General features: G+C 68.6%; 21 protein-coding genes. 10 read left to right on the top strand and 11 right to left on the bottom strand.

Translation table 11 applies throughout. The features are described 5' to 3' along the window. Positions 1-48: 48 nt before the first annotated feature. Complete coding sequence (locus OG817_RS21140; protein WP_406057096.1) at positions 49-2,112, bottom strand: hypothetical protein; 2,064 nt, start codon at positions 2,110-2,112, stop codon at positions 49-51. Positions 2,113-2,229: 117 nt separating this feature from the next. On the opposite strand from OG817_RS21140, the gene OG817_RS21135 reads away from it, so the two are divergent. Continuing rightward, positions 2,230-3,621, top strand: coding sequence for a sulfatase-like hydrolase/transferase (locus OG817_RS21135; protein ID WP_406057094.1), 1,392 nt, complete (start codon positions 2,230-2,232; stop codon positions 3,619-3,621). Here OG817_RS21135 and lipB read toward each other — a convergent pair. Next, on the bottom strand, positions 3,559-4,275 hold the full coding sequence (gene lipB, locus OG817_RS21130) for a lipoyl(octanoyl) transferase LipB (RefSeq protein WP_131513981.1): 717 nt from the start codon (positions 4,273-4,275) through the stop codon (positions 3,559-3,561). The genes OG817_RS21135 and lipB overlap by 63 nt on opposite strands. A 143-nt stretch (positions 4,276-4,418) precedes the next feature. On the opposite strand from lipB, the gene OG817_RS21125 reads away from it, so the two are divergent. Then, positions 4,419-6,080 (top strand): protein kinase domain-containing protein, encoded by a 1,662-nt coding sequence (locus OG817_RS21125; RefSeq protein WP_406057091.1) that lies wholly within the window; start codon positions 4,419-4,421, stop codon positions 6,078-6,080. Positions 6,081-6,112: 32 nt separating this feature from the next. Here OG817_RS21125 and OG817_RS21120 read toward each other — a convergent pair whose 3' ends face one another. From OG817_RS21120 to lpdA, 3 genes are all read right to left on the bottom strand, one after another. Next, positions 6,113-7,003, bottom strand: a complete 891-nt coding sequence (locus OG817_RS21120; RefSeq protein ID WP_406057089.1) for a TIGR01777 family oxidoreductase — start codon at positions 7,001-7,003, stop codon at positions 6,113-6,115. Between the two features lie 132 nt (positions 7,004-7,135). Beyond that, positions 7,136-9,076: a 2-oxoglutarate dehydrogenase, E2 component, dihydrolipoamide succinyltransferase gene (gene sucB, locus OG817_RS21115; protein ID WP_406057087.1), complete on the bottom strand. Its 1,941-nt coding sequence runs from the start codon at positions 9,074-9,076 to the stop codon at positions 7,136-7,138. A gap of 139 nt (positions 9,077-9,215) precedes the next feature. Beyond that, complete coding sequence (gene lpdA / locus OG817_RS21110) at positions 9,216-10,604, bottom strand: dihydrolipoyl dehydrogenase (RefSeq protein ID WP_406057085.1); 1,389 nt, start codon at positions 10,602-10,604, stop codon at positions 9,216-9,218. Positions 10,605-10,759: 155 nt separating this feature from the next. Here lpdA and OG817_RS21105 point away from each other — a divergent pair, with 155 nt between their 5' ends. Together OG817_RS21105 and OG817_RS21100 are read left to right on the top strand one after the other, a co-directional pair. Beyond that, positions 10,760-11,077, top strand: a complete 318-nt coding sequence (locus tag OG817_RS21105; RefSeq protein WP_131350737.1) for a hypothetical protein — start codon at positions 10,760-10,762, stop codon at positions 11,075-11,077. A gap of 37 nt (positions 11,078-11,114) precedes the next feature. Beyond that, positions 11,115-11,447, top strand: coding sequence for a cupin domain-containing protein (locus tag OG817_RS21100; protein ID WP_406057083.1), 333 nt, complete (start codon positions 11,115-11,117; stop codon positions 11,445-11,447). Here OG817_RS21100 and OG817_RS21095 read toward each other — a convergent pair. Continuing rightward, positions 11,436-12,929, bottom strand: coding sequence for a leucyl aminopeptidase (locus OG817_RS21095; protein ID WP_406057081.1), 1,494 nt, complete (start codon positions 12,927-12,929; stop codon positions 11,436-11,438). The two genes, OG817_RS21100 and OG817_RS21095, sit on opposite strands and share 12 nt — an antisense overlap. Positions 12,930-13,028: 99 nt before the next feature. Between OG817_RS21095 and gcvT the strand changes: the two genes are divergently transcribed. The 6 genes from gcvT (at position 13,029) to OG817_RS21065 (ending at position 20,678) form a co-directional block, all read left to right on the top strand. Continuing rightward, entirely contained in the window at positions 13,029-14,135 is a 1,107-nt protein-coding gene (gcvT, locus tag OG817_RS21090) for a glycine cleavage system aminomethyltransferase GcvT (RefSeq protein WP_406057079.1), read from the top strand. A gap of 381 nt (positions 14,136-14,516) precedes the next feature. Further along, positions 14,517-15,524 (top strand): ABC transporter permease, encoded by a 1,008-nt coding sequence (locus OG817_RS21085; protein ID WP_396389295.1) that lies wholly within the window; start codon positions 14,517-14,519, stop codon positions 15,522-15,524. Between the two features lie 41 nt (positions 15,525-15,565). Beyond that, complete coding sequence (locus tag OG817_RS21080) at positions 15,566-17,326, top strand: ABC transporter substrate-binding protein (protein WP_406057076.1); 1,761 nt, start codon at positions 15,566-15,568, stop codon at positions 17,324-17,326. A 97-nt stretch (positions 17,327-17,423) separates the two neighbouring features. Next, complete coding sequence (locus tag OG817_RS21075) at positions 17,424-18,416, top strand: ABC transporter permease (RefSeq protein WP_406057074.1); 993 nt, start codon at positions 17,424-17,426, stop codon at positions 18,414-18,416. Continuing rightward, on the top strand, positions 18,413-19,576 hold the full coding sequence (locus OG817_RS21070; RefSeq protein ID WP_396389298.1) for an ABC transporter ATP-binding protein: 1,164 nt from the start codon (positions 18,413-18,415) through the stop codon (positions 19,574-19,576). The genes OG817_RS21075 and OG817_RS21070 overlap by 4 nt, the downstream gene beginning before the upstream one ends. A gap of 19 nt (positions 19,577-19,595) precedes the next feature. After that, entirely contained in the window at positions 19,596-20,678 is a 1,083-nt protein-coding gene (locus OG817_RS21065) for an ABC transporter ATP-binding protein (RefSeq protein WP_406057072.1), read from the top strand. Between the two features lie 44 nt (positions 20,679-20,722). On the opposite strand, the gene OG817_RS21060 is transcribed toward OG817_RS21065, so the two are convergent. From OG817_RS21060 to OG817_RS21040, 5 genes are all read right to left on the bottom strand, one after another. Continuing rightward, positions 20,723-21,928 carry a low temperature requirement protein A gene (locus OG817_RS21060; RefSeq protein WP_406057070.1) on the bottom strand — a complete coding sequence of 402 codons (1,206 nt, stop codon included), beginning with the start codon at positions 21,926-21,928 and terminating at the stop codon, positions 20,723-20,725. A 97-nt stretch (positions 21,929-22,025) separates the two neighbouring features. Beyond that, on the bottom strand, positions 22,026-23,327 hold the full coding sequence (locus tag OG817_RS21055) for a sugar ABC transporter permease (protein WP_396389301.1): 1,302 nt from the start codon (positions 23,325-23,327) through the stop codon (positions 22,026-22,028). Further along, positions 23,324-24,139 carry an ATP-binding cassette domain-containing protein gene (locus OG817_RS21050; protein WP_360447650.1) on the bottom strand — a complete coding sequence of 272 codons (816 nt, stop codon included), beginning with the start codon at positions 24,137-24,139 and terminating at the stop codon, positions 23,324-23,326. The genes OG817_RS21055 and OG817_RS21050 overlap by 4 nt, the downstream gene beginning before the upstream one ends. A 111-nt stretch (positions 24,140-24,250) precedes the next feature. Continuing rightward, positions 24,251-25,324 (bottom strand): substrate-binding domain-containing protein, encoded by a 1,074-nt coding sequence (locus OG817_RS21045; protein ID WP_406057067.1) that lies wholly within the window; start codon positions 25,322-25,324, stop codon positions 24,251-24,253. Positions 25,325-25,486: 162 nt separating this feature from the next. Next, the gene (locus tag OG817_RS21040; RefSeq protein WP_406057065.1) at positions 25,487-26,674 is read right to left on the bottom strand and encodes an ROK family protein; all 1,188 of its coding nucleotides are present in this window, start codon (positions 26,672-26,674) and stop codon (positions 25,487-25,489) included. Positions 26,675-26,738: the final 64 nt, after the last annotated feature.

Genomic DNA, 26,738 nt, shown 5'->3' with positions numbered 1-26,738 from the left:
TCGTGGGATGTACGGCGGTCGGCTCGCCCGTCCGCGGCCTGGATCGAGCTAGGCGCCGGCCGCCCGGATCTGTCCCGGGCCATCGACTACCGGCGGGTTCTCGAACGCACTGATGAAGAACTCCCCAGTGTCCTCGGGATCGTCCATGCGCTCCCGGTACTGAGACCCCACCTGCTCCCGAACCCCCGGCACCGGAGCAACCCCCTGCTCCCGAACCTCAGGCACAGGCGGCGTTTCCACTCGCTCACCCCTGCCCTCAGCCTGCTCTCCGGCCGCCGCTCCCCGCGATTCCCCAACCTCACCCTGCGACGAGTCCGCCCTAGCCGACCCCATCGACTCCGCACCCGGTGCCTGCGGCGCGGCTGCCTGCCCACTCGGCGCCTGCGGCGCGGCTGCCTGCGCACTCGGTGCCTGCGGCGCGGCTGCCTGCGCACTCGGTGCCTGCGGCGCGGCTGCCTGCCCACTCGGTGCCGACGGCCCGGCCGGCTTCGGCTCCTCGCCACCCGCCTCAGGCGCGCTCGCCTGGCCTTCACTCTTCACCACCGGCTCAGCAGTCCCCGGCTGCCCACCCGACGCTCCGGCTGCTCCAGCCGCCGCCGCTCCAGCTGCCGCCGGTCCGCTCGGTGCCTGCGGGCCCGCCTGCTTCGGCTCCTCCGGGCGCGCCTCGGACTCTGCCTGCTGCGCAGTCTGCACCGGCACCTGCTGCGCCTCCTGCTCAGCCTCGTCCACCGGAGCCGCAGCCTCCGACTCCCCACCCGATGCCGCCGCTGCTCCATCCGATGCCGCGGTTGATCCGCCCGCGTCCCGCGAGCCCGCCGCCTCCTGCGTTCCCGCCGGCTGCTCACTGGGCGTCTGCGGTGCGGCTGCCTCTTGCGTTCCCGCGGTCTGCTCACTGGGCGTCTGCGGTGCGGCTGCCTCTTGCGTTCCCGCGGTCTGCTCACTGGGCGTCTGCGGTGCGGCTGCCTCTTGCGTTCCTGCGGTCTGCCCACTGGGCGTCTGCGGTGCGGCTGCCTCTTGCGTTCCTGCGGTCTGCCCACTGGGCGTCTGCGGTGCGGCTGCCTCTTGCGTTCCCGCGGTCTGCCCACTGGGCGTCTGCGGGCCTGCCGGCTTCGGCTCTTCCGGGCGCGCCTCGGGCTCTGCCTGCGGCGCCGCCTGCACCTGCTGCGTCTCCTGCTGCTCAGACACCGGCACCTGCTGCGTGGGCTGCTCGGCCTCGCGCACCGGGACCTGCTGTGTCTCCTGCTCAGCCGCGCCCGCTGCCGCCGCGCCAGCGCTCATCGGGACCTGCGTGACCTGCTCGTCCTCGGCCACCAGTTGCTGCTCAGCTACCGGCTGTGCGGCCTCAGGCTGCTTCTCCTGCTGGTGTTCCGCGTTCGGGACCTGCGTGGTCTCGTCGCGATCGGTCGGCACGAGCTCCGTGTCATCACCGAACTCGTTGCCCTCAGCATCGTTGTTCATGCCGCGGAACTGCGCCGTGTTCTCCGCCGTACCAGCCGCCGGGAACTGCGCCGTCTGCTCATCCGCCTGACTCCGCGGTCGCACCGGCTCCGGGTCCTCGTCGAACAGGTCGTCGAACCGGCTCCGGCTCTCGTACGTCTCGGCGTACTGCCCCGGATAGGTGCTCCCGGCAACCGGATACAAAGCGGCCGCGTCCGCCTCCTGTTGCGCCTGCACGGCCTCCTGCTCCTGCTGCAGCCGCTCGGCCTCCGCGCGCTCCCGCCGGCGGCGCTGCGTGCTCTGCACGATCAGCTGGATCCCGTAGACCAGCGAGATCACCGCCAGGATCGGTACGACGCCGTTCAGCGTGTACTGCCTGGAGCCGTCGATCATCCCGTTGGTGACCCCGGGGACGTCGTTCAGGAAGTTCGTCGTCCGGTTCGGGATCCACAGCCAGCAGTAGATCAGCGTGCCGAACGCGATGAACGCACCGAGTGCGCCCGCGCCGGAGAAATACGACACGACGGTCCAGAAGATGAGCGCGCCGATGCCGTAGGCGAGCGCCATCTCCTTCACATTCAGCTCGATGCCGCCGGGCGCCGCGAGAACTCCGAAGACAGCCGGGCCGGCCAGCGCAACGGCCACTCCGAGCAAGAAACCGAGAAACTTGGACACACCCCCAAGGTAGCGACGTTTTGCCGTCACACCCCGCAGACACTTCGGCACGTGCAGAAGGGCAAACGCTTGCGACAGAAGGCAGCGGCCACATCGGGTGACCTAGGCTGAGCGCCTGTGGAGCGACCGAACATCGTGGTGATCCTGTCCGACGAGCACACTGGTTCCGCAGCGGGTTGGGCCGGTCACCCCCGGATACGGACGCCGCATCTTGACCGGCTGGCAGCGCAGAGCGTGTCGTTCGACCGCGCCTTCACGAACAGTCCGATGTGCGTTCCGTCGCGGTTTTCGCTGATGACGGGGCGATACGTGCACGAGATCGGGGCTTGGGACAACGGTGTCATCCCCGGTCCGGACTTCCGCTCGTGGGGACATCATCTGCGTGACTACCAGACGGTCATCGCGGGCCGCACCCACTTCAACGGCCCGGATCGCCTGCTGGGCTTCGACCGCCGCCTGACCGACGACCTCGACTTCTGGATCGACCACAGCGGCCGCCCACCTCGTCGTACGGCGGAGTGGCGCCGACTCACCAATTCACACGTCACCGAGTACGGCGCTGGTGAGCACGTCCACACCCGTCACGACGTCGAGGCCACCGACGCAGCGCTCGACTTCCTCCGCGATCCCGGCAAGGAGCCGTACCTGCTCTATGTCGGCTACATGCATCCACACTTCCCGCTGGTCGCACCACCGGAGTTCCGCGACCGCTACGACCCGGCCGACGTTGACCTTCCGCCCGCTCCGTCCGACGACCAGCATCCGGTGATCTCGCTGCTGCGCCACGGCTTCCGCAACGATGAGCCCATCACGGAGGAACAGGCACGCGAGGCCACCGCTTGCTACTGGGCCTTGATCAGCCATCTCGACCACCAGATCGGCCGGCTGCTGGCGGCGATCCCCGACGACACGGTCGTCCTCTACATCAGCGACCACGGGGAGATGGCCGGCCATCACGGCATCTGGCAGAAGCAGTGCTTCTACGAACCCGCTGTCCACATCCCGTTCCTGCTTCGCCACCCCGCACTGGACCCGGCCCGGACCACGGCACCGGTGAGCCTGATCGACATACTCCCCACGCTCCGGGCGATCGCCGGTCTGGCTCCCGACCCGACCTTGCCGGGCACCAGTCTGCTGCGTCCCGTCCCGGTCGACCGCCCGATTCTCTCGGAGTACCACGCCCAGGGCATGATCAACGCGGGCTACATGCTGAGGTCCGGTCCCTGGAAGTACTGCTACTACGGACCGACCGACCCGCCCCGCAACTCTTCGACCTGGACGCCGACCCGTTGGAACTACACGACCTGGTCAGCCGTCGACCCGACATGGTCGCCAGGCTCGACGCCGCTCTCAGAGCGATCCTCGACCCCGATCAGACCAACGACCGCGCGCACGCAGAGCAGGCAGCGCGAGCTGACTGAACGACCGACTGTGCTGGTGATGACGTCAGACGCTCAGGCCGTACGTGATGGCTGTGGGCGGTTCCTCGATGTGGTTGATGTCCGGTGAGCGCTCGTACTCTTCCCACGCCAACATGCGGTCCAGGTGCCGCCGGATCGGCTCGACCACCTCGGTGACTGTGACATCACGGCCGAGCTCCTTCGACAGCGTGGTGACGTCGGCGTCCGAGATCCCGCACGGCACGATCCGGTCGAACCACGTCAGGTCGTTGTCGCAGTTCAAGGCGAACCCGTGCATCGTGACGCCCTGCGCGACCCGGATCCCGATCGCGGCGATCTTCCGCTCCCGGCCACGGTCGTCTGCGGCCACCCAGACCCCGCTACGACCCTTGACCCGTCCGGTCTTCACCCCGAGCTCGGCGCAGACCGCGATCAGCGCCTCCTCCAGCCGCCGGACGTAGTCCACGACGTACACATGTGAGGCCAGCTTCACGATCGGGTAGCCCACCAGCTGCCCCGGACCATGCCAGGTGATCTTGCCGCCGCGGTCCACGTCGACCACCGGCGTCCCGTCCAGCGGCCGCTCCTGCGGCTCGGTCCGCTTGCCCGCCGTGTACACCGGTGGGTGCTCGAGCAGGATGACCGTGTCCGATCCGGTGCCCTCGGCAACTTCCGAATGCAGGCGTCGCTGCTCGGCCCACGCGGTCTCGTAGTCCACCGCGTCGGCGCCGAACCCGGCCTCCACATACTTGATAGCCCTCACGTCTTCGAGTGTATGCGTCCCCGACTCCCGCCGTTCGCCGCCGTCCACAGGCCGCCGCCGATCAAGCCGTCGTACGGCGGCCGCCGGAGTGGGCTGTGGATAACTTCCGGGGGCGTGGTCGCGATTCGTGCACTCTCTTGGGCATGGACCTCGACGACATCGCCGGCTACAGCCTGCGCCGGAAGCTCGGGTCCGGATCAGCCGGCGGCGTCTGGCAGGTCCGCGACCTGGCCTCCGGCCGCAACGCCGTGCTCAAACGCGTCCCCGTCAGTGCGATCTCAGACCTGGAGGAGCTTCGTGAACAACTCTTCATCCTGCAACGCGTCAATCATCCCCATCTCGCGCGTCTCCTGGAGCTCCGCGAGACCGAATCCGAGTGGCTTCTGTTCGGCCAGTACGTCGCGGCCGGCACCCTCACCAGCCTGCTCGGCCGCCGTGGCGCCCTGTCCACCGGCGAACTGGTCACGCTCCTCAGCCCGCTGGCGGAAGCCCTCGACCACCTCCATCGCTCCGGCCTCACGCACGGCCGAGTCACCGCGCCGAATGTCATGTTCGACTCGGCCGGCCGCCCCGTCCTCACCGACCCCGTCATCCATCCGCACCTCAACCCCGGAGCCAAGTCCCCAGCACCCACCGACGACCTCACCGCTCTGACCCACCTCGCCCATCAGTCCGGGGGCAGCCCTGCCCTCTTCCCACCAACGCTGTTCACCACGGGCGGGACCCGTGACCTCCTGGCCCTCGACGCCCCCGCCCCCATCGACCTCGCCTTCCCCGAGCCGGAGAACGGCCCGGACACCACCAAGCCACCCACCGACGACGATGACCCCGTCCAACGTTCCCGAGGCCCGCTGACCCCATCGCCACCCGATGAGTCAGCAACCGACTCCGTGCAACCAACCGGGCCCCAGCCCACCCCACCCAAGCCCGTTCCGCGCCTCCCCAAACCCTCTCGCCGCCCCACATCCCGTCGCCCCAGGCTCAGCCGTCGGACCGCTGCGACACCCACCAACCCCCTCGACCGCCTAACGCCCAGGCAACCCGCGTCCGAGCCGCCTGCGCCACCTCCCTCGACACCAACCACGAACTCGTCCGGCCTGCCTCCACCAGGACGTCGCCGACCACGCCGTCGCGTCTGGCGCCGGAAGCACACGTTCTGGCGACGCAGGTTCCCCCACCCCGCGTACGGCGTACTAGCCGCAGCTGGACTTGGCGCCGCGGTCGTACTCGTCCTCGGCCTACTCACAGTCGGCGCACTCGACAACCAACCCACCCCAACGGCCGCCACAGACCCAGCCACGACCCCACCCCAGCAGGCCCCAACCCCACCACCGTCGCAGACCTCAACTCGAGCACCCGCGCAGACCTCGACCGCGTCGCCGCAGCCCTCAACACCCTCGCGCCCGCCACGGCCGGCTGAGACCGCGGACTGGGTGCGCACTCTGCAAGCTCTGGATGCCCAACGGGCACAGGCGTTCTGGGCTCTGGAACCGAGCCTTCTCGACAAGATCTACGTACCAGGGAGCAAACCGTGGACCTCCGACCGCGCCCTCATTGTGGCCTACAGCAAGCAACAGCTCCGGGTCCAGGGACTCCGCATCCGGATCGACTCCACCACGGTGGAGCGCCGCACAACAATGAGTGTCACGCTCCGGACCGTCGACCACCTGATCGCCGGCAGCCTCGTGGACCGTCACGGCACCAGCACCCCTCTGCCACCGGCCACGCCTACGACAAGGCTCATCACCCTCACCACGAACCCCAGCACACCCGCGTGGCGAATAGCCGCGATCACCAACGTCTGACGACCAAGGCGCGCCCCACCGCGAGCCGTGCGTCAGCTGCTGAGAGCGGCGGACAGCGCAGCGGTGACGGTGGGGTGGTGGAACGTGAAGTTCGTGGACTGGAGGCGCGTCGGGATGGCGCGCTTGCTGCCCAGGAGTTCCCAGACGAATTCACCGAGGACGGCCTTCATCAGGAACCCGGGAATCGGGAAGAAGGCGGGCCGGTGCAGCGCGGTTGCGAGGGCCTCGGTGAACTCCAGGTTCGTCACAGGCATCGGCAGCGTGACGTTGACCGGCCCGCTGATCGAGTCGGTCTCGGCGACGTGCCGGACCGCGCGGAGCCAGTCGGTCAGAGAGACCACCGGGAAGTACTGCGTGCCTGGTCCCAGCCGGCCACCCAGACCGAGGCGGAAAGGAAGCGAGATCAATTGAAAGGCCGGAGCCTTGCGATCGAGGACCACGCCAGTACGCAGGGACGCGACACGGCTGCCGGCTTCGCGGGCGGGTTCGAGCGCGCCCTCCCAGAGGCGGACGACGTCGGACAGGAACCCTTCGCCCAGCTCGGAGTCCTCGGTGAGGATGCGGTCTCCACAGTCCATTCCATAACCGCCGACGCCGCTCTGACTGATGAGTACGGGCCTGTGCTCGAGCTGGGCGGTGACGGAGGCCAACGTCGCGGTCGTACTGACTCGGCTCTCGCGCAGGGTCCTGCGGTACGTCGGAGTCCACGGGCGGCCGATGTTCGCGCCGGCGAGGTTCACCAGGACATCGGGCTCGCCGATCGCGGCCGGGTCCAGGTCACCTCGCGCCGGGTCCCATTGGATCTCGTCCGGCTTGGCCGGCGTACGACGTACCAGGCGGTGGACCTGGTGGCCGTCGGCGACCAGGTCGCGGGCGAGTGCGGTGCCGAGGAAGCCGGATGCGCCGGCCAGGACGTACTTCATCCAGCGTGCTCCTTCGTCGGGTTCGGCCGTGTCGTGCCGTGTGCTGACAGCGGTGCCCGGGTGCAAACGGGCGTGAACGGAAATGGCGCCGGTGCTCGCCTTGGGGAGACGGACACCGGCGCCATCAACGGATCAGACGTCGAACTGGGCCTCTTCGAGGCGCTGCTTGACGGCGGTCAGGTAGCGGGCCGCGTCGGCGCCGTCGACCAGTCGGTGGTCATAGGTGAGCGCCAGGTAGACCATCTGCCGGATCGCGATCGTCTCGCCGAGCTCCGGGTGGGTGATGACGACCGGGCGCTTGACCACGGCGCCGGTGCCGAGCATGCCGACCTGCGGCTGGTTCAGGATCGGGGTGTCGAACAGCGCGCCCCGGCTGCCGGTGTTGGTGATGGTGAACGTGCCGCCCGCCATCTCGTCCGGCAGCACCTTGTTGTTGCGGGTGCGGTCGGCCAGATCCGCGATCCGCTTCGCCAGGCCGGCGATGTTCAGGTCCCCGGCGTTGTGCACGACCGGGACCATCAGGCCCTTCTCCACGTCCACCGCGATGCCGAGGTGCTCGGCGGCGTGGTAGGTGATCTCGCCCTTCTCCTCGTCGATCGACGCGTTCAGCTTCGGGTACTGCTTCAGCGCGTCGATCGCGGCGAGGGCGAAGAACGGCAGGAAGGACAGCTTGACGCCCTCGCGGGCCTCGAACTCGGCCTTCTTCGCGTTCCGCAGTTTGGCGATCAAGGTGACGTCGACCTCGACCACGGTGGTCAGCTGGGCCGAGACCTTCAGCGAGTTGACCATGTGGGTCGCGATCGCCTTGCGGATCCGGCTCATCTTCTCGGTGGTGCCGCGCAGCGGGCTGACCGTCGGAGTCTGCGCCGCAGGAGCTGCGGCAGCTGCCGGGGCGGCGGCGGGTGCGGCCGCGGCAGCCTTCTTCGCCTCGGCGGCGGCGGCGATCACGTCCTGCTTGCGGATCCGGCCGCCGACGCCAGTGCCCTGGACAGCGTTGAGGTCGACCTGGTGCTCGGCCGCGAGCTTGCGGACCAGCGGGGTGACGTAGTTCGGGCCGTCAGACGACGATCCGTTCGCCGACGCGGCGACCGGAGCAGCGGCAGGAGCCTGAGCCGGGGCGGCCTGCGGGGCCGGCGCAGCGGCCGACGGCTGAGAGGCGGGAGCCTGGGCCGGGGCGGCCGGTGCCTGGGCAGCCGGTGCGGGTGCAGCGGCCGGTGCCTGAGCAGGCGGAGCGGCCTGCGGTGCCGGGGCGGCCTGCGGCGCGGGCGCGGCCGCGGCCTGAGCTGGCGCCTCGGCCTGGGCCGGGGCCGCGGCGGCGGGAGCCGCAGCGGGTGCGGGGGAGGAGCCCGGGGCAGCGTCGCTGGAGCCGACAATCGCCAGCTCGGCGCCGACCTCGACGGTCTCGTCCTCGGCGACCTTGATCTCGAGCAGCTTGCCCGCGATCGGCGACGGGATCTCGGTGTCGACCTTGTCGGTGGAGACCTCGAGCAGCGGTTCGTCCACCGCTACGTCGTCACCGACCTGCTTCAGCCAGCGGGTGACCGTGCCCTCGGTGACACTCTCGCCGAGCGCCGGCAGCGTCACCGACGTACCGGAGGCGGAGCCACCGCCGGAGGACTGGGCCGGGGCCTCAGCGGCCGGAGCGGCCTCAGCCGGGGCGGCCTGCGGTGCTGGGGCAGCCTGCGGTGCTGGGGCAGCCTGCGGTTCGGGCGCAGCCTCCGCGGCAGGAGCCGGAGCGGCCTCAGCCGGAGCGGCCTCAGCCGGCGCGGCCTCAGCCGGGGCGGCCTCGGCCTCGGCGGGCGCGGAGTCGGCCGGAGCGGAGCCCGAGCTCTCGCCGGCGTCGCCGATCACCGCGAGCTCCGCGCCGACCTCGACGGTCTCGTCCTCGGCGGCCTTGATCTCCAGCAGAGTGCCGGCCACGGGCGACGGGATCTCGGTGTCGACCTTGTCGGTCGAGACCTCCAGCAGGGGCTCGTCGACGGCAACCGTGTCACCGACCTGCTTGAGCCAGCGGGTGACGGTTCCTTCGGTGACGCTCTCCCCGAGGGCCGGCAGGGATACAGAGGTCGGCATGACGGTCGTTGCTCCTTCGTCTGATCGGTCGAGTGTCAGCCTACGGGGCCGCCGGAGCGAGCGGGATCCGGGTTACAGCGGACGCGCACGCCCCGCGGCCTCAAACCTACTCGGACAGTCCAGTGGCTGCCCGGCCATCTCAATCGTGGAAATGCAGCGCCTTTCCGGCCAGCGCGAGGTGGGCTTCGCCCAGGGCCTCGTTCTGCGTCGGGTGGGCGTGCACCAGCGGTGCGACGTCGGCCGGGTAGGCCTCCCAGTTGTAGATCAGCTGGGCCTCGCCGATGAGTTCGCCGACGCGGGAGCCGACCATGTGCAGGCCGACGACCGCGCCCTCCTTGGCACGGACGAGCTTCACGAAACCGGAGGTCTTCAGGATCTGGCTCTTGCCGTTCCCGCCGAGCGGGTAGTTCAGTGTCTCGACCTCGCCGTACTTCGTCTTGGCCTGCTCCTCGGTCAGACCGACCGACGCGACCTCCGGCTCGGAGTACGTCACCCGGGGGATGCCGGCCTCGTCGATCGGGGTCGGGTTCAGGCCGGCGATGTGCTCGGCAACGAAGATGCCCTGCTGGAAGCCGCGGTGCGCGAGTTGCAGACCGGGCACGATGTCGCCGACCGCGTAGACGCCGGGCACGCTGGTCTGCAGCGTCTGGTCGACGGTGACGAAGCCACGGTCGAGCGCGACACCGACCTCCTCGTAGCCGAGACCGGCCGTGTTCGGTCCGCGGCCGACCGCGACCAGCAGCACCTCCGCCTCGATCACCTCGCCGCCCGCGACGCTGACCTTGACGCCGGTATCGGTCACGGCGACAGACTCGAACGCGGTGCCGGTCTTGAAGGCGATCTTGCGCTTGCGGAACGCCCGCTCCAGGGCCTTGCTCGCGTCGGCATCCTCCGCCGGGACGAGCCGTGGCAGTGCCTCGACGATCGTGACCTTGGTACCGAAGGAGGTCCAGGCGGAGGCGAACTCGACGCCGATCACACCGCCACCCAGCACGACTGCGGATTCTGGGACCCGGTCGAGCGTCAGCGCGTGCTCGCTGGCGATCACCCGGTCGCCGTCGAGCTCCAGGCCAGGCAGAGACCGCGAGTACGAGCCAGAGGCAAGGATGACGTTCTTACCGGTGTACGTCGTGTCGCCGACCTGGACAGTGGTCGGCGACGTGAGGCGGCCTTCGCCCTCGATCACGGTGATGCCGCGGGCCTTCAACTGGCCCTGCAGGCCCTTGAACAGCCGGTCGACGACGCCGTCCTTGTACTTGTTCACCCCGCCCATGTCCACGCCCTCGAGCGTGGTGCGGACACCGAACTGTTCACCTTCGCGGGCCGAATCGGCCACCTCGGCGGCGTGCAGGAGGGCCTTGGTCGGGATGCACCCACGGTGCAGACAGGTCCCGCCCACCTTGTCCTTCTCCACTACAGCGACGGACAGGCCGAGCGTGGCGGCCCGCAGCCCGGCGGCGTAGCCACCGCTGCCTCCACCAAGAATCACCAGGTCGTACGTCGTACCGCTGTCTGCCGTGTTCGTCACAGGTTCCTCCGTGGGCGTCTGGTCGGCGGGCCGGCCCCGGATCGCGGTTTCGGCCCGGCGACATCTTTTCACCGCCGCGGCCGGGCGCCTCCGCCGGGCCGGTCGCAGGGCGTGCCGCTGGGTGCCTGGGTTGTGGTGTTAGGGATACTTTGCCTATGAAGTGGTTCGGTCGCCGGCAGAAGCCGGGCACGATGCGCCGGTCGGAGAATCCGGATCAGGCGCACCTTCGGGAGTTCGCTCAGACCCGCCAGGGAGTCGAGGGGTTCGTCGAGCCGCGTACGGCGGTGACCGAATACACCCTGCTGCTGGTCGCCATCGACGGCGAGTGGACGCGGCGGCGGGTGCCGTCGGTCCAGTGGGCGCACAACTTCGCCAACAAGCTGGGGATCCCGTCGTACGACGCCGCGGTCGTCGGCTACCCGCCTCGCATGCGCGAATACAACGCCCGGATGAAGAAGAACGGACTGAGCTGAGCCGTCCCGCTGCCGCGGACGGCGCCGGTGGGTGCAGATGAAGGATCAGCACGAGTTCTTCGCGACCGGCAACCTCGAGTGGACGGACGCGGGTGGAGGCATCGCCGAGAAGGTGCTCAGCCGCGACAACGAGAACGGCGACCTGACCCGGCTGGCCCGATGGGCTCCCGGCACCACGTCGGGCGCCGGGGTCATCAGGCACGAGTACGTCGAAGAGGTCTATCTGCTCGAGGGCTCGCTGACCGATCTCACCCTCGAGCAGACCTTCGGCCCCGGCGACTACGCCTGCCGGCCGCCGGGGATGCCGCACGGCCCGTACACGACGGCCGACGGCTGCACCATGCTCGAAATCCGCTACTCAGCTCGCTGAGGCGGCCAGCTCCACCAGCGTGCGAACGGCGTACCCGGTGCCGCCGGTGGGGGTGTAGCCGGACGGCCCGCCGTCGTTGAAGGCCGGGCCGGCCACGTCGAGGTGCACCCAGTCGATGCCCTCAGCAACGAAGTCGCCGAGGAACGCGGCCGCGGCCAGCGCGCCGCCCCACGGCTCACCGGTGATGTTGGCCAGGTCGGCGACCTTGGAGTGCGACTTCAGCTTGTCCAGCATCTCGGCCGGGATCGGCAGCGGCCACATCGCCTCGCCGGCGGTGAGCGCGGCGTCGACCACCCGGTCCCGCGCGGTGTCGGTGTTCGCGAACGCGCCGGCCACCTTGGTGCCCAGGGCAACGACGCAGGCGCCGGTCAGGGTGGCCACGTCGATGATCAGGTCAGGCTCGTCCTCGGACGCGCGGACCAGTGCGTCGCCGAGCACGAGCCGGCCCTCGGCGTCGGTGTTCAGCACCTCGACGGTCTTGCCGCCGTACATGGTCAGGACGTCGGACGGGCGGGCCGCGGACCCGGACGGCATGTTCTCGGCCATCGCGGCGTACGCGGTCACCTGGACCGGCAGCCCGAGGCGTGCGATCGCGACGGTCGCACCGAGCACCGCGGCGGCGCCGGCCATGTCGGACTTCATGCTGACCATGCCGGTGGAGGTCTTCAGCGACAGGCCGCCGGAGTCGAAGGTGATGCCCTTGCCGACGAAGGCCAGGTGCGTCACCGGCTTCTTCGGCGTGTAGCTCAGCCGGACCAGCCGCGGGGGATTCGTCGAGCCCTGGCCGACGCCGAGGATGCCGCCGTACCCGCCCTTGGCCAGAGCCTTCTCGTCCAGCACCTCGACCTTGACGCCGTACTCCTTGCCGAGCTTCAGCGCCTGGGCGGCGAACTCGACCGGGTGCAGGTCCGACGGCGGGGTGTTGACCCAGTCGCGCACCTGGTGCACCGCGTCGGCGGTGACCTCGGCCCGCTCGAGCGCGGCCTTGGCCTCCTTCGTCCGGGCCAGGTCGGTGAGCACGATGAGGTTGCCGGGGACGTCGGACGGGCTGTCCGATTTGTACGCGGTGAACGAGTAGCGGCCGAGCAGTGCGCCCTCGGCGACCGCGCGGATGCACTCGACGTCCGGCGTCGGCAGCGCGAGCGCGACAGAGTGGGCCGTCTTCGCGGCGCGTACGCCGGTGCCGGCCGCGGCCCGCAGGTCCTCGGTCTTCAGTTCGCCGTCGGGGGCCGCGCCGAGACCGACCGCGATCAGGCTGGCCGACTTGCCCGGCTTCGGTCCGGGCACCTTGGTGACCTCACCGGATTTGCCGGTGGCGCCGAGGTCGGACAGCACCTCCACCAGCTTCCCGCCGTACGCGGCGTTCAGCGACTCGGTGCCGGCGGGCAGGGTGACGCCGCCGCCGAGTTTGACCACGCCGATGACCACGGCGTCGGTCTTGACACCGGCCGCATCCGACTTGCTCAGGGTGATGGTGCTCACGAAATCCTCAGTCCTCCTTGACCGCGCCGGGCAGACGGCCGGCCGTGACGGTACGTGAATGCTGCCTCCGCATGCTACGCGTCGGGTAAGTTCCGCTCCATGACCGCGTCAGCCGAATTGAAGAAGTCCCCGTTGCACGAGCGCCACGTCGCGCTCGGCGCCAAGTTCGCCGAGTTCGGCGGCTGGGAGATGCCGCTGGAGTACGGCGGTGTCGTCGCCGAGCACACCGCGGTGCGTACCTCTGTAGGGGTCTTCGACGTGAGCCATCTGGGCAAGGCGACAGTGAAGGGGCCGGGGGCAGCGGCGTACGTGAACTCCTGCCTGACCAACGACCTGGGCAAGATCGCGCCGGGGCAGGCGCAGTACACACTGTGCTGTAACGAGCGCGGGGGAGTGGTCGACGACCTGATCGCCTACCTGCACGCCGACGACGACGTGTTCCTGATCCCGAACGCGGCCAACACCGCCGAGGTGGTCCGGCTGCTGCAGGCGGACGCGCCGGAGGGCGTCGTGGTGACCAACACCCACGACGACTACGCGATTCTCGCGGTGCAGGGGACCAACAGCGACGACGTGGTGTCCGCCATCGGTCTGCCGATCGGCCACGACTACATGTCTTTCACGACGGCCGAGTTCGCCGGTACGCCGGTCGTGGTCTGCCGCACCGGTTACACGGGCGAACGCGGATACGAACTCGTCGTACCGAACCAGGCCGCGGTTGCGGTGTTCGACGCGTTGCTGGCGGCCGGAGCGCCGTACGGGATCGTGCCGGCCGGACTGGGTGCGCGGGACACGCTGCGGACCGAGATGGGGTACCCGCTGCACGGTCAGGACATCACTCCGGACATCACCCCTGTGCAGGCGCGGTCCGGCTGGGCCGTGGGGTGGAAGAAGGAGCACTTCTGGGGAGACGAGGCGCTGCGCGCGGAGAAGGAGCGTGGACCGGCCCGGATCCTGCGCGGACTGCGTGCCGCCGGGCGAGGGATCCCGCGGCCGCACATGACCGTGCTGGACCAGTCCGGCACCACTCTCGGCGAGGTCAAGTCCGGAACGTTCTCACCGACGCTGAAGAAGGGCATCGCGCTGGCGCTGCTCGACGCGACGGTGAAGGAAGGCGACCAGGTGGTCGTCGACATCCGTGGCCGGCAGGAGACCTTCGATGTGGTCAAGCCACCCTTCGTCACCGTCCACGTACGGGAGAGCTGAAGGTCCTCGGGCCAAGATGTGACTACGGTGAGCAACCGGACACTGAATGTGTTCTGTCGTCACCGAGTGTTATAAGTTGGCACAAATTGGACACTGTCGGTGCTGTGCCGACGCATTTTGCGAACGAATGACTGCAGAGGGTGACGTCACGGGGCAAATGTTCCGTTCCGGTACCCGTTCCGGTAACGATTTGTGCACTGGTGCCGGGCACCGCTGGTTTGGTGTCACAGTGTCAGGCAGGCTTGCGCCCGGTTGTGGGGGAATCGGTGCTGTCAAGGGGATTTGACGGAGCCGCCCACAGAACAAAGGCTCGGCACGATATCCACCGATATGTGCCGGATCACCAGACCGAATCCGGTTGACAGAGCTGACGGAGCGCGAATGAGTATTGGGTCACCCGACTCGACCGTAGGTGTCGAGGACCACCCGGCGTCGGCGGAACCGGTACGGACCACTGCGACGCCGCACGGCAAGTCGCCGAGCCGGATCGCGTTCGACCGGCTGCGCAAGGACCGGGTCGCTGTGGCGTGTGCGTCGGTCGTGGTGTTCTTCATCCTCATTGCGGTGTTCGCACCGCTGCTGACCAAGCTGGAGGGGCAGAACTACAGCACCTTCCACACCGACCTCGTCGACGAGTTCGGCTATCCGACGATCTCCTTCAGTCCCGACCACTGGTTCGGGGTCGAGCCGAAGACGGGCCGCGACAGCTTCGCCCGCTGGGTGTACGGCGCCCGTCCGTCGCTGATCATCGCCTTCCTCGCGACCCTGTTCGGCACCGTCGTCGGTGTCGTGATGGGTCTGCTGGCCGGCTTCCTCGGCGGCTGGGTGGACCGGGTCATCTCGTGGCTGGTCGACTTCGTGCTGAGCCTTCCGTACCTGCTCTTCGCGATCGCGCTGGTGCCGATCGTCGAGTCGATGCGCGGCGGTTCGTTCAACCTGACCCCGCAGGAGCAGGCGCAGATCCGCTTCTACGTTCTGATCTTCGTCTTGTCGTTCTTCGGCTGGGCAGGTCTGGCCCGGATCATCCGTGGTGAAGTCCTGTCGCTTCGCGAGCGTGAGTTCGTGCTCGCCGCCAAGGCGATCGGTGTCCCGACCCGGCAGGTCTTGTTCAAGGAACTGCTGCCCAACCTGGTCGCACCGATCGTCATCTCGGCCTCGCTGTCGTTGCCCGCGTATGTGACCGCAGAAGCCGGCCTGTCGTTCCTCGGTGTCGGACTGGTCGAGCCGATCCCCTCGTGGGGTCAGACGATCGCCGTCGCCACCAACTGGTTCAAGGCCGACCCGCTCTACCTCTGGTTGCCAGTGGTCGGGATCACCACTTTGGTGTTGTCCCTGGCCCTGCTCGGAGATGCGATCCGGGACGCCTTCGACCCCAAGACTCGCCGGTAGTTCGGCGATTGCCCCAGCGGCAGAAAAGGAGAAACCCGATCATGCAGTGGAAACGGATCACCGCAGTCGCGGCGACGGTCATGTTGGCCGCCGTGGCCTGTGGCAGCCCGTCCTCGAACAGCGGAACTAACAGTGGTGGGCAGGGCGACCTGGGTGGGGCCCAGGAAAAGGCGACTGACGCCACTGCGAAGGGCCCGGCCGCGGAAGTCGACGGAGCGAAGAAGGGTGGCACCGTCACGGTGCTGTCCGACGTCACGCCGGACACCTTCGACCCGACGAACATCTATTACACCGACGGTAACCAGATCAGCAAGCTGATGTTCCGGGCGCTGACCCAGTACCGGTTGGACGGGGACAGTCACAAGCCGGTCCTCGTCCCGGACCTCGCCGAGGACCTGGGCACCAAGTCGGCAGACGGTCTGACCTGGACCTTCAAGCTGAAGAAGGGCATCAAGTACCAGGACGGCACGGAGGTGAAGGCCGCCGACTACGCGTACGCGATCAAGCGCTCCTTCGCCCACGACCTGTACGACGCCGGTCCGACGTACCAGATCCAGTTCTTCAAGGACGGCGAGAAGTACAAGGGCCCGTACGGCGCCGGTGGCGCGAACTACGCGGGTGTCGAGACGCCGGATGACAGCACGCTGGTCATCCACCTGGCGAAGAAGTTCGACGACCTGCCGTTCTACGTCGCGTTCCCGATGTTCACGCCGATCCCGCAGGCGAAGGACACGCAGAAGAACTACGAGCAGCGCCCGATGTCGACCGGCCCGTACAAGGTCGACTCCTACGTTCCGGGCACCGAGCTCAAGTTGTCGAAGAACCCGAGCTGGGACCCGAACACCGACCCGGTGCGGCACCAGTACGTCGACGCCTGGGACTTCAAGTTCGCCCAGGACACCATCAAGGCTCAGCGTCAGGTCCTGGCCAGCTCCGGCCCGGACGCCAACGCGCTGAACTACTCCAACCTGGACAGCACCCTGCTGGCCGAGGTCAAGGACCAGTCGCAGCTCGTCAAGGGCCCGTCCCCGTGCACCATCACCTACCCGATGGACACGCGGAAGATCCCGCTCGAGGTGCGCAAGCTGATCGCCAAGGCCTACCCGTACGACTCGTGGCGCAAGGTCGCCGGTCTGAACCCGGCCACCGACCCGCCGGCGTCGACGATCCTGCCGCCGGCCGTCCCGGGCTTCGTGAAGTACGAGCTGCCGGGTCTGAACGGAACTGGTAAGGGCGCCGAGGACGACGCCGTGGCCGCCGAGATCAAGTCCGAGCTGGGCAAGCTGGGCAAGGCGAACTTCGAGCTCAGCTGGTACTTCTCGATCGACGACCCGATCTCGACCCAGAGCAGCCAGCTGCGTCAGCAGGTGTTCGAGAAGGCCGGCTTCAAGGTCAAGACGATCGGTGTTCCGAAGGCCAAGCTGCGTACCTACGTCGGCAACCAGGACGCTCCGGTCAACATCGGCAAGACGCCGACCGGTTGGTGCTCCGACTGGCCGTCCGGCACCAGCTGGTTCCCGGTCCTCTTCCGCTCCGACGCGATCGCCCTGGGCAACAGCATCGGTCAGCTGGAGGACAAGGCGCTGGACGCCAAGATCGACGCGGTCTCGGCGAAGACTCCGGATGAGCAGCTGACGGAGTGGACGAAGATCGACAAGGACATCCTGGAGAATTACCTCCCGGCCTTGCCGCTGTACTACTCCAACACCGAGGCTCCGATGGGCAAGAACATCGGGCACGCGATCAACGACCCGACACAGGGTCTGCCGGAGTTCACCTCGATCTACCTGAAGCAGCCCTGATCGAGGCCCGTTCTGAAGCAGTAGTCATTCAATGAACGGTGGAGTGGTGCCCGGATCACGGTCCGGGCACCACTCCGATCGGTGAGGAGACAATCCCGTGCTCTACTTCGTGGCGCGCCGTCTGGTCAGCGCGCTCAGTGTCGTGTTGGTCACGCTGATCGCGACCTTCGCGCTGTTCTTCGTCGCGCCCACGGACCCAGCCGGCGCGATCTGCGGCGAGCGCAACTGCACCACGCAGCGCTACAACGAGATCAAGGCGAACCTTCACCTGGACAGGCCGAAGGTTCAGCAGTTCGCGGAGTACACCGCAGGCATCTTCACCGGCCGTGACTTCACCACCTCCGGCGTCAGCCAGCACTGCGCCGCGCCGTGCCTGGGCTTCTCGTTCAAGAACGACCGCCCGGTCACCGAGATGCTCAAGTCCCGCCTCCCGGTGACGGTGTCTCTGGTCGCCGGCTACGCCGTCCTGGTACTCACCATCGGCGTCTTCGTCGGATCGATGGCGGCGAAGAGACGCGGGACCCTGGGCGACCGCGCCCTGATGACCAGCACGCTGGTGGTCAGTTCGGTGCCCTACTACATCGTGGCGCTGATGATCGCGCTGTACCTGACCATCTTGTATCCGATCCTTCCACGAGGGGAATGGACCCCACCGTCGGAGAGCGTCGGGAAATGGTTTGCCGGCCTGCTCACCCCGTGGCTGGTGCTCGGTATCTACAACTGCACTTCCTACGCTCGGTACTCCCGCGGATCCATGGTCGAGACGCTGAGCGAGGACTTCATCCGGACCGCGCGGGCCAAGGGCCTGTCCGACCGGGTGGTCACCTACAAGCACGCGCTGCGGTCCGGCCTGATCCCGGTGATCACGATCTTCGGCCTCGACGTCGCGGGCAGCCTCGGCGGCGCGATCTTCACCGAGAAGATCTTCGGTCTGCCCGGCCTCGGCGTACTGGTGCTGGACAGCTTGAACAGTTACGACTTGCCGGTGATCATGGGCACCGTACTGGTGGCCTCGGTCGTGCTGGTCGCGATGAATTTCCTCGTGGACATCGGCTACAGCCTGATCGACCCGCGGGTGAGGCTTTCGTGAGCACACCTGCCCCTGAAGACCGGAAGGACAGCATGGTCGAGAGCGCAGCTGGCGAGTCACAGTCGACCGCGGCGGCCAAGCGTGGCCCGTCGGTCGCCACCCGTGAGCGTCGGCAGGCTTCGATCAACCCCAGCGGCGAGACGCCGTACCTGGTGGTCGAGGACCTGACGGTCAAGTTCCCGACCGCGGACGGTCTGGTCAGCGCGGTGAACGGGCTGAGCTACTCGGTCCCGCTCGGCCGCACGCTGGCGATCGTCGGCGAGTCCGGCTCCGGCAAGTCCGTGTCCAGCATGGCCGTGATGGGCCTGCACGACCGCAAACGCACCCGGATCACCGGCTCGATCCGGCTCGGCGGCGACGAGATCGTCGGCCTGTCCGAGCACGAGCTGATGAAGATCCGCGGTGACGCGGTGGCGATGGTGTTCCAGGACCCGCAGTCCTCGCTGCACCCGCTCTATACGGTCGGCAACCAGATCACCGAGGCCTACCGGGTGCACCACAAGGTGTCCAGGGACAAGGCGAAGAAGCGCGCTCTGGAGATGCTCGACCTGGTCGGCATTCCGAACCCGCAGCGCCGGTTCTCGCAGTACCCGCACGAGTTCTCCGGCGGTATGCGGCAGCGCGCGATGATCGCGATGGGTCTGGTCAACGACCCGAAGCTGGTCATCGCCGACGAGCCGACGACCGCTCTGGACGTGACGGTGCAGGCGCAGATCCTGGACCTGCTGAACAACCTGCAGAAGGAGTTCGGCTCCGCGATCGTGCTGATCACCCACGACCTGGGTGTGGTGGCCGAGATGGCCGACGACGTGCTGGTGATGTACGCCGGGCGTTGCGTCGAGTACGGCACCGCCGAGGACGTGCTGGCGAACCCGCGGATGCCCTACACCTGGGGTCTGCTCGAGTCGATCCCGACGGTGTCGGCGGCGAGCGAGCGGCTGCGCCCGATCAAGGGTCTGCCGCCGAGCCTGCTGAACCTGCCCGACGGCTGTTCCTTCAGCCCGCGCTGTCCGTACCAGGACCGGGTGAAGGGCGAGCGTTGCATCACCGACCTGCCGGAGCTGCTGCCGGTGGACGGCGCCGGTGCCCACACAGCCCGTTGTCACCTGCACGACAAGGCCACGATCTACGCGGCCGAGGTCGCGCCGAGACTGGGCTGACAGGGGGCTGAGGAGAGAGATGAGCGACAACACAGTGCACAAGGTCGACGGCGTTCCGTCCGGCAGCACGGCGAAGGACTCCGGCACGCCGCTGCTGCAGGTCCGGGACCTCAAGATGCACTTCCCGATCAAGGAAGCGGCCGGACTCGGCCGGACCAAGAAGGTCGTCCAGGCCGTCGACGGCGTGAGCTTCGAGCTCAACGCCGGCGGGAGTATGGGCCTGGTCGGCGAGTCCGGCTGTGGCAAGTCGACGACCGGCCGGATGATCACCCGGCTGCTCACCCCGACCGCGGGCGAGATCCTGTTCAAGGGCACGAACATCGCCCACCTGAAGGAGCGGGAGCTGCGCCCGTTCCGGCGGCAGCTGCAGATCGTCTTCCAGGACCCGTACAGCTCGCTGAACCCGCGCCAGACGGTCAGCAACATCATCAGTACGCCGCTGCGCGTGCACAACCTGGTGAAGAAGGGCAAGGAGCTCGACCGGGTCCAGGAACTGCTGGAGCGGGTCGGCCTGAACCCCGAGCACCACAACCGGTACCCGAACGAGTTCTCCGGCGGTCAGCGCCAGCGCATCGGCATCGCCCGGGCGCTCGCGGTGGAGCCGGAGGTGATCATCGCCGACGAGCCGGTGTCCGCGCTGGACGTGTCCATCCAGGCCCAGGTGATGAACCTGCTCGAGGACCTGCGCCGCGACCTCGGCATCGCGTTCGTGTTCATCGCGCACGACCTGGGCGTGGTCCGGCACTTCTGTGACCGGGTCGCGGTGATGTACCTGGGCAAGATCGTCGAGCAGGGCAGTCGCGATCAGATCTACGGCGCTCCGCAGCACCCGTACACGCAGGCGCTGCTGTCCGCGGCTCCGGACCTGGGCACCATCCGTGGTGTGCCGCCGAAGGAGCGGATCCGGCTGGTCGGCGACGTACCCTCGCCGATCGACCCGCCGAGCGGCTGCCGGTTCCGGACCCGCTGCTGGAAGGCCGAGGACATCTGCGCGACGCAGGAGCCTCTGCTCGAGGCGAAGGCCCAGTCCACCGCCGGCCACGCCGCGGCGTGCCACTTCGCGGAGCCGAAGGTCGACCTCACCGCCGAGGTCTCAGCCTGAAACCCGTTGCACAGAAGGGTCCCCGCTTCGGCGGGGGCCCTTCTTCATCGGTGCTTGAGCTCGTCCCGCTCCTGGGCGAACCGGACCGTCTCGAACGCGACCAGCACCGTCAGTAGAGCAGCGAGTACGGCGAGCTGCCCGAGCGCCGGCACGTTCGTGACCAGCGGTATGGCGATCAGCACGAGCGCGGCTGTGATCAGCCGGGACACGCTCCACTGGTGCATGGTCCGGCGCTTGAACCCGACATGGCCGAGCAGGTAGAGGGCGACGCCGACGAAGAGCGCATAGAGACCGACGCCCTTCAGCGGATCGTCCAGGTGATGGTGCTCGGTGTCGCCGACGTACTCCAGAACCTTCTTGAGGCCGAGGGCGAGCAGGACGATCCCGATCACCATCGGCAGGTGCAGGAACGTGTACGCGTCGCGGGCCAGCTTGGGACGGGTCTCGGGTGGCTCCTTCTCCAGCGCGCGCTCGCCGTACCGCACGGCGGCGTCGAAGTAGATCCACCAGAGCGCGGCGGACACCACCAGGCCGAGGAGGGACGCGAGCAGGATCGGCCAGGAGATCGGCAGGTCGGTGACGCCGACGCCGATCGCGACGATCGACTCGCCGAGCGCGATGATCACGATGAGGCCGTGCCGCTCGGCGAAGTGCGCCGCCGACCGGAACCGCCAGCCGCGTGCGTCGATCAGGTAGGTGCCGCCGTAGTCCGCTGCCAGAGCTGCCGCCCACAGCAACGTCTGGGTCCTCCCGTGGTACTGCGAGGCGATCAGCAGGAGCGCCGTAGCGGCGAGCATCGACGGCGCGAACCGGAGCAGCGTACGCCGCAGCACCGGGTCGCCGTCGGCGATCAGCCAGAACAGGACCAGGTGCAGCGCCCGGAAGGCGAAGTACGCACAGGCGATGACCACCGGGCCGGGCAGACCGCCGGGCAGGTCATGGAAGGCCTCGGGAATCGCGAGTGCGATCAGGAACATCGCCGCCATCGACAGCAGCAGGACGCCGGCGACCGAGCCCTCGTCGGCCTTGACGAGGTTGCACAGCCAGGAGAAGCCGATCCAGCTCCACCAGAGCAGCCCGACCAGCAGGATCCCGCGGAGCAGTCCGTGCCAGCTCAGGTCGTGCGCCATCAGCGCGGTGATCTGCGTCAGCGCGAAGACGAAGACGAGATCGAAGAACAGTTCCAGCGTGGTGACCGACTGGTCCGCACTGGTCTCCAACGCCCGGATGGATCTCCTGGATGCCGCCATGGCGCACATCCTGCCATCCGGCCCGCGCTGTTTCCCTCGATCGCCGATTGGAACGGTGGGCTCCCGCCGGTCAGGGTCAGGAGGAGCCCACCGGTCTCTATGCGCGGCCGTGCGCCTGCCGGCTGCGACGGCTGAGCGAGTCGATGGTGACAGCGATCAGAAGCACCACGGCAGTCACGATGTAGCGGACGCTGGAATCGAGGCTGAGCAGGGCCAGACCGTTCGAGATCGACATGATCACCAGAGCTCCGAGCAAAGCGGAGTACGCCGATCCGCGGCCACCGAAGAGGCTCGTGCCGCCGATCACGGCGGCGGCGATCGCATTCAGGTTGGTGTCGGTGCCGCCGCTGCTCTGACCCACCGCGACCAGCCGGGCCGCCGCGAGGATGCCGCCGACGGCGGCGAAGGTCGAGCAGGCCGCGAAGACGGACAGGTAGATCATCCGGACGTTGATACCTGCCCGCCGGGCGGCCTCGACGTTGCCGCCGACCGCGAACACCGAGCGGCCCCAGCGGGTCCGCCGGACGACGAGATCGGTGCCGACCACCAGCGCGAGGAAGAACAGGAACATCGACGAGACACCGCGATCGCCGTTCAGCACGAAGACCGGGACGACCAGCGCCACGGCCAGGGCGCCTGCCTTGATGGCGATGACCGATGTGGGGGCGGCCGACAGCCCGGCGGCCGCGCGGGCGCCTCGGCCGCGCAGCCGGGTCAGCACGTACAGCGCGACCACCACCACGATCAGTCCGTAGGCGACGGCGGGGGAGAGGAAGCTGCGCGCGGCGAATCCGACCAGCGCGGAGTCGTACGGCAGGTTGAGCGTGCCCTCCTTGCCGAGCACAAGCAGTTGGAGACCGAGGAAGCCGAGCAGACCGGCCAGCGTGATCACGAAGCTCGGTACGCCGAACCGGGTGTAGAGCGCCCCGTAGAACAGCCCGATCACGAGCCCCAGGGCGATGCTGACCAGGAGCGAAAGCACCCAGGGCCAGTCCAGGTTGACGAAAGTGACGCCGAGGACGGCGGCGGACAGGCCGCTGACCGAGCCGACGGACAGGTCGATCTCGCCGAGTAGCAGCACCAGCACGATGCCCAGCGCGATGACGCCGACCGAGGTGGTCTGCAGGGTGAGGTTCACCAGGTTGCGGCTGGACAGGAACGAGCCGTTCGCGATCTGGAAGACCGCCCAGATGATGATCAGGCCGACCGCCACCGGGACCGAGCCGAGGTCACCCGAGCGGAGCCGGGCGGTGAACGCCGAGACGGCGCCGCTGATGCCGTGGCTCGCGATCAGCCGCTCGTCCTGCAGGTCGGCGGGCAGTTGGTCGGTGCCGTTCGTGGACGGGGTGCCGGGGGGCGGCGTGTCCTGCGGCCGGATCTCTGATCCGTGCAACGTCATGATGCCGAGCCCTCCTGCTGTGTCCGGCGCGCGGCGCGCTCGGAGACGGCGTTGTCCGTCGCGCCGGTGATGGCGGCGATGATGTCCTGCGTCCTGGTCTCGCTGACCACGAAGACGCCGTTGTTCCGGCCGAGCCGCAGAACGGCGACCCGGTCCGCGACCGCCATCACGTCGGCCATGTTGTGGCTGATCAGGATGACGGCCAGGCCGCGTTCGCGCAGCCGCTCGACCAGGTTGAGCACCTCGGCCGTCTGCGCCACGCCGAGAGCCGCGGTGGGCTCGTCCAGCATCACGACCTTCGGCTGACCGAGCAGGCTGCGCGCGATCGCGACGGTCTGCCGCTGGCCGCCGGACAGACTGGCGACCGGGATCCGGACCGACGGGATCTTCGCGGACAGCTGCCGGAGCAGTTCCCACGACGACCGCTCCATCTCGACCTCGTCGAGCACCCGGCCCCGGCGCAGCTCACGGCCGAGGTACAGGTTCGCGACCACGTCGAGGTTGTCGCACAGGGCCAGGTCCTGGAACACGGTGGCGATGCCGAGCTGCTGCGCCTCGGCCGGGCTGCCGACCCGCACCTCCCGGCCGTCGAACACCATCGTGCCGTCGTCGGCGGTGTAGACGCCGGCGATCGTCTTTACCAGCGTCGACTTGCCGGCGCCGTTGTCGCCGACCAGGGCCAGCACCTCACCGGTCCGGACGTCCAGCTCGATGTTCTTCAGGGCCTGGACCGCTCCGAAGCGTTTGGAGACGCCCCGCAGCGTCAGCACCGTACCGGTGCCGACGGGGACAGGTGTGGGGGTGACAGTCACTCGATCAGCCTCCTGGGCTTTGCGTTCAGGCCATGATCGCGGCGATCCGTTTGCCGGGACAGACCCGGCGTTGCCCCGCACCTCACTGCGGGGCAACGCCGAAGGGGCGGGTCAGTTGCTGGTCAGGCCGGCCGCGGTGCAGGCGGCGGCGAACGACGCGGTGCAGATGTCGCTCACCTTGTAGATGTTGTCCTTGACCACGGTGTCCTTGATGTTGGCCTTGGTCACCGCGACCGGGTCGAGGATCGTCGACGGGATGCCGCTCTTCTCGGTGGTCGACTCGGGCTTGCTGCCGTTCGCCAGCGCCAGCGCGCCCTTCGCCGCGGCCTCGGCCTGCGGCTTGACCGCCTTGTAGATCGTCATCGCCTGGTCCCCGGAGACGATCCGCTGGATCGCGGCCAGCTCGGAGTCCTGCCCGGTGACCGGCGGCAGCGGGGTGACGCCGCCACCCTTCAGCGCTGCGATCGCGCCGCCCGCCGTACCGTCGTTGGCGGCGTACACACCGACCAGGCCGTTCTTGATCGCGCTCAACTGGCCTTCCATCCAGGCCTGCGCCTTGTCCGGGCTCCAGTCCGGGGTGTCGAACTCGGCGGCGACCTTGAAGCCGCTGCTGTCCAGCACGCTGTGCGCGCCCTTCTTGAAGTCGGCCGCGTTCGGGTCCGTCGGCGCGCCGTTGATCATGGCCAGGTTGCCGGAGGTCTTGCCGGCCGCCTTGAGGGTGTCGACCAGGGTCTGGGCCTGCAGCTTCCCGACCGCCTCGTTCTCGAACGACACGTAATAGTCGGCGTTCTCGATGAACCGGTCGTACGCGACCACGGGGACGCTCTGGCTCTTCGCGGAGGCGACGACCGCGGCGGCGGCCTTGCCGTCGACCGGGTCGAGCACGAGCACGTTCGCGCCCTGGGTCAGCGCCGCCTCGGCCTGCTGTTGCTGCTTGGCCGCGTCCTGGTCGGCGTTGCTGTAGATCAGTTCGCAGTCGGCGCAGGCGGCCTTCAGCGCCTCGGTGAACAGCGGCCGGTCGAGTGCCTCGTAGCGGGTCGTCTTCGACTCCGGCAGCAGCAGCGCGATCTTCTTGGCGCCGCCCGAACCGGAGTCACCGTCGTCGGAGCCACAGGCGACGAGGGAGACGGCGAGGGCCGAGACGGCGAGGCCGAGGCCGACGAGACGGGATGCTGACACGGACATATGGCGGCTCCTTGACGTGAAGGCCCGGGTAGGCCTGACGGAAGTCAAGCTCCCGGCAGCCTTGACGTCAAGACTTGAATTCAAGAAATAGACATATTCCTGCAACGTGACCGACGCGGGGCAGGCGGAAGCCCCCGTCGTACTCCGGATGGCGAGGTGGCGTCAGGAGATGCTGAGCGACTTGGTGGCCTGAGCGTGGCTGAGCACGGAGGCCAGGTGGATGGCGCCGATGATGTCGGCCTCGTCGCCGAGCTCGGCGCGTCGCAGGTCCACGGTTGCGGCGGCGCTGGGGATCGCGCAGCGGTCGAGAGCTTCGCGGAGCGGGTGCAGGATCAGGTCACCGGCCTCCGCCATCAGGCCGCCGACCACGATCACCTCGGGGTTGAACAGGTTCACCAGTCCGGCCACCGCGACACCGACCCGGCGGCCGGCATCCTCGATCACCCGTCGGCAGCCGAGGTCGTCCTGGAGCGCCCGGCTGATGATGTCTTTCAGCCGGAGTGGGCCGTGCGACGCGGCAAGGCTGCTGATCAGGGCGCGGGATCCGACGAACGTGTCCAGGCAGCCACGGTTGCCGCAGCGGCAGATCGGGCCGTTCTCGTCGATGGTGACGTGACCGATCTCGCCCGCCGTACCGGCTGAGCCGCGGAACACCTCGCCGCTCAGCACGATGCCGGCGCCGACACCGTAGGAAAACTTGAGGTAGCAGCCGTGCCGGACGCCGCGGAGCGCGCCGTTGCGCAGCTCGCCGAGGGCGGCCAGGTTGGCGGTGTTGTCGAGCGCGACCGGCGCTCGCAGGTGGCCGGCCATCGCCTCGGCGACGTTCACGCCGCGCCAGCCGGGCAGGACCGCGTCGGACCCCGCCTCGCCGCTGACCGAGTCGACCGGCGCGGGCAGGCCGAAGCCGATCGCACTGATGTCCTCGACACCGGAGCTGACCGTCTCGGCCAGGTCGGCGAGCAGCCGGGCGGCGCGCTCCATCCCGTCGTCGGCGACGTGGTCGGCCTGCAGCGGCATCAACTGCTGGGCGAGGACCTCACGGGACTCGTTGGCGATCGCGACCCGGACGTCGCGCTCGCCGAAGGCGACCCCCGCGAGGAGACCGCCGCCCGACGCGAGCGAGACCAGGACCGCGCGGCGGCCGTTGCGGATGCTGCGGGACAGACCGACCATGCCGGCCTGGTCCAGTTCGCGGACCATGTTCGACACGGTGGCGGCCGACAGCCCGGAGGCGGTGGCGATCTCGACCTGGGTCAGGGGGCCGTGTTGCCGGACGACTCCCAGAACGCGTTCGCGGTTGGCTTCGCGCAGCGAAGCCTGCGACCCAGGTGCGGGGCGGGTTGCGTTCATTACATAAACATAACGGATCGCGAGGTGTACCCGGCCCTGTACCGGCCGTAAACCGCCAACATCA

The organism is Kribbella sp. NBC_00889, assembly GCF_045207705.1.
Lineage (GTDB): Bacteria > Actinomycetota > Actinomycetes > Propionibacteriales > Kribbellaceae > Kribbella.
Note: the sequence above shows the minus strand (reverse complement) of the source record. Positions and strands in the feature narration are given on the sequence as shown.

Excerpts from the sequence above, each read along its gene's own strand:
- OG817_RS21045 (WP_406057067.1), bottom strand. The coding sequence starts at position 25,324 with ATGTCCGTGTCAGCATCCCGTCTCGTCGGCCTCGGCCTCGCCGTCTCG.
- OG817_RS21055 (WP_396389301.1), bottom strand. The coding sequence starts at position 23,327 with ATGACGTTGCACGGATCAGAGATCCGGCCGCAGGACACGCCGCCCCCC.
- sucB (WP_406057087.1), bottom strand. The coding sequence starts at position 9,076 with ATGCCGACCTCTGTATCCCTGCCGGCCCTCGGGGAGAGCGTCACCGAA.
- OG817_RS21040 (WP_406057065.1), bottom strand. The coding sequence starts at position 26,674 with ATGAACGCAACCCGCCCCGCACCTGGGTCGCAGGCTTCGCTGCGCGAA.
- OG817_RS21080 (WP_406057076.1), top strand. The coding sequence starts at position 15,566 with ATGCAGTGGAAACGGATCACCGCAGTCGCGGCGACGGTCATGTTGGCC.
- OG817_RS21120 (WP_406057089.1), bottom strand. The coding sequence starts at position 7,003 with ATGAAGTACGTCCTGGCCGGCGCATCCGGCTTCCTCGGCACCGCACTC.
- OG817_RS21065 (WP_406057072.1), top strand. The coding sequence starts at position 19,596 with ATGAGCGACAACACAGTGCACAAGGTCGACGGCGTTCCGTCCGGCAGC.
- OG817_RS21125 (WP_406057091.1), top strand. The coding sequence starts at position 4,419 with ATGGACCTCGACGACATCGCCGGCTACAGCCTGCGCCGGAAGCTCGGG.
- gcvT (WP_406057079.1), top strand. The coding sequence starts at position 13,029 with ATGACCGCGTCAGCCGAATTGAAGAAGTCCCCGTTGCACGAGCGCCAC.
- OG817_RS21105 (WP_131350737.1), top strand. The coding sequence starts at position 10,760 with ATGAAGTGGTTCGGTCGCCGGCAGAAGCCGGGCACGATGCGCCGGTCG.
- OG817_RS21085 (WP_396389295.1), top strand. The coding sequence starts at position 14,517 with ATGAGTATTGGGTCACCCGACTCGACCGTAGGTGTCGAGGACCACCCG.
- OG817_RS21060 (WP_406057070.1), bottom strand. The coding sequence starts at position 21,928 with ATGGCGGCATCCAGGAGATCCATCCGGGCGTTGGAGACCAGTGCGGAC.
- OG817_RS21100 (WP_406057083.1), top strand. The coding sequence starts at position 11,115 with ATGAAGGATCAGCACGAGTTCTTCGCGACCGGCAACCTCGAGTGGACG.